At 68.6% G+C, this 4,821-nt stretch carries 4 protein-coding genes; 3 read left to right on the forward strand and 1 reads right to left on the reverse strand.

Going from position 1 to position 4,821, the window contains the following annotated elements; translation table 11 throughout:
• The 3 genes from ACY45C_RS11485 to ACY45C_RS11495 all read left to right on the forward strand — a co-directional run.
• Nucleotides 1-812, forward strand: an 812-nt coding sequence (locus ACY45C_RS11485; RefSeq protein ID WP_462187604.1) for a glutamate ABC transporter substrate-binding protein, incomplete at its 5' end; no start/stop codon positions are given.
• A gap of 87 nt (nt 813-899) precedes the next feature.
• Entirely contained in the window at nt 900-1,547 is a 648-nt protein-coding gene (locus ACY45C_RS11490; protein WP_462187612.1) for an amino acid ABC transporter permease, read from the forward strand.
• The gene (locus ACY45C_RS11495; protein ID WP_462187605.1) at nt 1,544-2,425 is read left to right on the forward strand and encodes an amino acid ABC transporter permease; all 882 of its coding nucleotides are present in this window, start codon (nt 1,544-1,546) and stop codon (nt 2,423-2,425) included. Before ACY45C_RS11490 ends, ACY45C_RS11495 begins: the two co-directional genes overlap by 4 nt.
• Here ACY45C_RS11495 and rny read toward each other — a convergent pair.
• Nucleotides 2,371-4,329: a ribonuclease Y gene (gene rny, locus ACY45C_RS11500; protein ID WP_462187606.1), complete on the reverse strand. Its 1,959-nt coding sequence runs from the start codon at nt 4,327-4,329 to the stop codon at nt 2,371-2,373. The two genes, ACY45C_RS11495 and rny, sit on opposite strands and share 55 nt — an antisense overlap.
• Between the last annotated feature and the right edge of the window lie 492 nt (nt 4,330-4,821).

A 4,821-nucleotide genomic window follows, 5' to 3' on the forward strand; every position in this document is an offset into this window, starting at 1 on the left:
CCTGTGGGAGCGGCGGCGACGACGCCTCGGCACCCACCGCCTCGGTGACCTTCACCGCCGGCACCACCATGGCCCGGCTGCACGACGCTGGAAAGATCATCATCGGGACGAAGTTCGACCAGAACCTGTTCGGGCTGAAGAACCTCAGCGGCCAGCCCGAGGGCTTCGACGTCGAGATCTCGAAGATCGTCACGGATGCCCTGGGCATCCCACGCGACAAGGTCTCCTACGTGGAGACCATGTCGGCCAACCGTGAACCCTTCATCCAGCAGGGTCGGGTCGACCTCGTGGTGGCCACCTACACAATCAACGACAAACGGAAGAAGGTCGTCGACTTCGCGGGGCCGTACTACGTCTCCGGCCAGTCCATCATGGTCGCGAAGAACAACACCGACATCACCGGCAAGGACACCCTTGCCGGCAAGAAGGTGTGCTCGGTCAGCGGATCCACGCCGGCCGAGAACATCCGCCGGGTGGCGCCCACCGCCCAGCTCGTGCTGTTCGATGTGTACAGCAAGTGCGCCGACGCGTTGAAGAACGGTCAGGTCGACGCGGTCACCACGGACAAGGGCATCCTGCTGGGTCTCGTCGACAAGGACCCCGACGCCTTCAAGGTGGTGGGTGACACCTTCACGAAGGAGCCCTACGGCATCGGCCTCAAGAAGGGTGACGACGCGTTCCGGAACTTCATCAACGACACGCTCGAGGCCGCTTACAAGGACGGGCGCTGGGAGAAGGCGTACACCTCGACCCTCGGCAAGGTGGAGCCGACCGTGCCCACTCCCCCGGCTGCCGACCGATACACGTCCTGATCCGCCAATCATCGCTCGGGGCACGACCGGTCGGCCTCACCCGGGCCGACCGGTCGTCCACCCGCCACCGCCTGAGGGAGGACAGCGATCGACGCCGTCATCGATAACCTCGGCATCTTCGCCGAGGGCTTCCGCCGGACGGTCGGGCTAAGCCTGTTCGCGTCCGTGGCGGCGCTGATCCTCGGTACCGTCCTCGCAGCGATGCGGGTCTCCCCCGTGCCCCCGCTGCGCTGGACCGGCACCGCCTACGTGCAGACGGTCCGCAACACCCCGCTGACCGTCGTGTTCTTCTTCGTGGTGTTCGTCCTGCCGCAGCTGGACATCGTCTTCTCATATTTCACGTTCGCGGTGGTCGCGCTCTCGATTTATCACGCCGCGCTGGTCTGCGAGGCGGTGCGTTCCGGGATCAATGGGGTTGACCTCGGTCAGGCCGAAGCGGCTCGTGCGTTGGGCCTGACCTTCTCCCAGACGCTGCGAATGATCATCCTTCCGCAGGCATTCCGCAACGTGCTGCAACCGCTGGGCAGCGTGGTGAGCGCGCTGATCCGCAACACCTCGATCGCCGCGGCGTTCGGCGTCGAGGAGCTGACCGGCATGGTCCAACGGCTCACGACCGTCAATCCGGATGCGGTGATCGTCGTGCTGCTCGGCGGTGTGGTGGCATACCTGATCCTCACCGCGGTGCTGGCAGCCGGGCTGTCCCTGGCCGAACGACGGGTGGCGAGGGCGCGATGAGCACCGAGATCATCCTGGCCGATCCACCGGGTCCGCGTGGTCGGCGTCGCATCCTGATCGCGAGTGTGGTGGCCGCCGCTGTCCTCGTCGGGCTGGTCACGCTGGCGGTGCTCCGCCTCGCCGACTCCGGCCAGCTCGACGGCAATCGCTGGAGTGTCTTCGTCGATCAACCGGCGCTGCGCACCCTGCTGTGGAACGGGCTGCTCGACACGTTGCGCGCCGCGCTGACCGCGATGCTGTTCGCCTCGGCGGTGGGGACCCTGCTCGCCCTGGCCCGGCTGTCCCAGCGCCGGGCGGTGCGCATCCCGGCCACGCTGCTGGTGGAGCTGTTCCGCAGCCTGCCTGTCCTGATGCTCATCCTGTTCGCCTACCTCGGTCTGCCGACGCTCGGCTGGCGGCTCTCGGCGTTCTGGGCCCTGGTCATCGGGCTGACCGCCTACAACGGGGCGGTGCTCAGCGAGATCTTCCGCGCCGGGATCCAGTCGGTCGACCGGGGGCAGACGGAGGCCGCGGCGGCGGTCGGGCTGCGGCCGGTCCAGATCTTCCGCCTCATCCAGTTTCCCCAGGCGGTCCGGCGGATGAGCCCGACGCTGGTGAGCCAGCTGGTGACGTTGCTCAAGGACACCTCACTGGGCTACGTCATCGCCTACAGCGAGCTGCTGCGATCGGGACGCAGTGCGGTCGAGTACCTGGGCAGCAGGTACGCCCTGCCCATCTACACCGTCATGGCGGTGATGTACATCGTCACCAACGGGCTGCTGTCGCTGTTGGCCCGATGGCTGGACCGTCGCCAGGACCGCCGCCTCGGCGGCCGCATCCCGGCTCAGCGGGCGGTGCCCACCGCACGGGTCTCGCGCACGACGGTCACCCGGATCTGACCCGGATAGGTGAGCTCCTCCTCGATCTGCCTGGCGACGTCCCGGGCGAGCAGATGGGCGGCGAGATCGTCGACCTCCTCGGGCACGACCATGACACGCACCTCCCGGCCGGCCTGCATGGCGAACACCTTGTCGACACCCGGACGGTCACCGGCGATCTGCTCGATGCGCTCGAGCCGTTTCACATACGACTCCAGGCTGTCGCGGCGGGCGCCAGGCCGGCCACCGGAGATCTGGTCAGCGGCCTGGGTCAGCACCGCGCAGATCGAGCGGGGTGCGACCTCGTTGTGATGGGCCTCGATCGCGTGCACGACCTCCTCGTCCTCACCGTAGCGACGGGCCACCTCCGCCCCGATCAACGCATGAGAGCCCTCGATCTCGTGAGTAAGAGCCTTGCCGAGGTCGTGCAGCAGAGCCGCTCGTTTCGCAAGTGGAAGCGGCATGCGCAGCTCGGCGGCCATGATTCCGGCGAGGTGGGCGCTTTCGATCAGGTGCGCGAGCACGTTCTGGCCGTAGCTGGTTCGGTAACGCAACTGGCCCAGCAGATTGACCAGCTCGGGGTGCATCTCGGAAATGCCGGTCTCGAGCAGGGCGTCCTCGCCCGCCCGCACGCACCGCTCGGCCACCTCGAGCTGGGCGCGGGCGTGCTCCTCCTCGATGCGGTGCGGATGGATCCGGCCGTCGGACACCAGAGCCGCCAGCATGATGCGACCGACCTCGCGACGCACCGGATCGAAGCAGCTCAGCAGCACCGCCTCGGGCGTGTCGTCGATGAGCACGTTGACCCCGGTGACGGACTCGAAAGCCCGGATGTTGCGTCCCTCCCGCCCGATGATCCTGCCCTTCATCTCATCGCCGGGAAGATGCAGGACCGTCACGACGGACTCGGTGGTCTGGTCAGACGCGACCCGTTGGATGGCGGTGGTCACGATCCTGCGGGCGCGTTCCTCACCCTCCTCCTCAGCCCGGGCCTCGATCTCGCGGACCATCAGCGCCGCCTCCCGCCGGGCCTCCTGCTCGATGACGGCGATCAGCTCCCCCCTGGCCTGCCCGGCGGTGAGCCCGGCCACCTGCTCCAGCGCGGCATGACGGGCACGTTCGAGGTCGGCCACCTCGGCCGTCCGACGGGCCAGGTCGTTCTCCCGGTCGAGCAGGTCGCGGTCGCGGCCCGCCAGGCGACGACTATGATCGTCGATGCTGGCCATCCGGTCCTCGACGCGCTGTTCCCGAGCGGCTAGCGCAGCCTCCCGGCTCTGCAGTTCCGTCCGCCGGGCCTGCTGCTCACCGTCGAACGCCGCCCGCGCCGCGGCGATCTCGGTCCGGGCGGCCTCCTGCTCGGCGCGGACGGACTCTCTCGCCGCGGCCTGGAGCCGCGAGGTTTCGACTGCCGCCTCGGCGAGCATCCGCTCGCGCAGTAGGGCGACATCCTCCTCGCCGCGTCGCCGGATCTCGGCGGCATCCCGCTCAGCCCGCGCCAACCGTTCCGCCGCCTCCCGTTCGGCTCGGGCCACAATCTGCGCCGCCTCCTCCGCGCTACCACCATGAGCCGCGCGGAGGCCGCCGTCGGAGCGATCGGCGGTCACGGCCGAACCCCCGGTCCGCGCGGCGGTGCCGTCTCGATCGGCGGGTGAGTCGGCGTCCGTCGTGGCCGGAGCGCCGGAACCCTCCCGGACCGTGGGCAGGACGCGGACCGTCGGCTCCTCGTCGAAGTCCGCCGGACTCGTCACGTCCGCTGGACCGGTCACGTCCCCGACGTCCCGGGCGGCCGGGGTTCGGGACACCACCGGAGCGGGGTCGGGTATCTTGTCAACCCGGGTCGCCCGGACCAACCGCGCCACGGCGAGGATCAGAACGCTCAGGACGGCAAGTACGAGTGACGACAGGACGACGAGGACGCCCTCCATCGCTGCTCCCTCCGCTTCCGTCGGACCCGCACAGGCGGGCTGGAGCGGCGAAGGACCCTCGTCTCGGCACGATCACAGCCGTAGAGGGGCAGCACGCGGATTGCGCCATTGCGATATGGAGCCCGGACGGCCTCCCGAACCGGCCAATCCAACGTCGACCGGCCGGCGAGCATACCGTCTTCGGGCACCCACTCGCAGCGGCTGCCTCCGTGTGAAGTTGGACGAGCTATCAAGACCGCGTCGCCGCGGGAGTCCTGTCACCTTTCAAGAAAGACTAGGTCTCGCACAATCCCTGGTCAAGAAATAAGGGCGCATTGACGGCCCAGGCTCAATCTCCCCACCACTCACACCGAGCCGTCGTCTTCGTCGCCATCAACCACCCAGGCCATCCGACCTCCGCCGTCGAGCCCCTGAGCGACTTGCTCGCTCACGACCCGGACCGCCAGTTCGACCGGATAGCCCTTTCGGGTCAGCATGGCGAGGAGCCTTCGG

Source organism: Frankia sp. CcWB2 (assembly GCF_977927585.1).

Coding starts and splice junctions, on each gene's coding strand:
- ACY45C_RS11495 (WP_462187605.1), top strand. CDS start 1,544: ATGAGCACCGAGATCATCCTGGCCGATCCACCGGGTCCGCGTGGTCGG.
- rny (WP_462187606.1), bottom strand. CDS start 4,329: ATGGAGGGCGTCCTCGTCGTCCTGTCGTCACTCGTACTTGCCGTCCTG.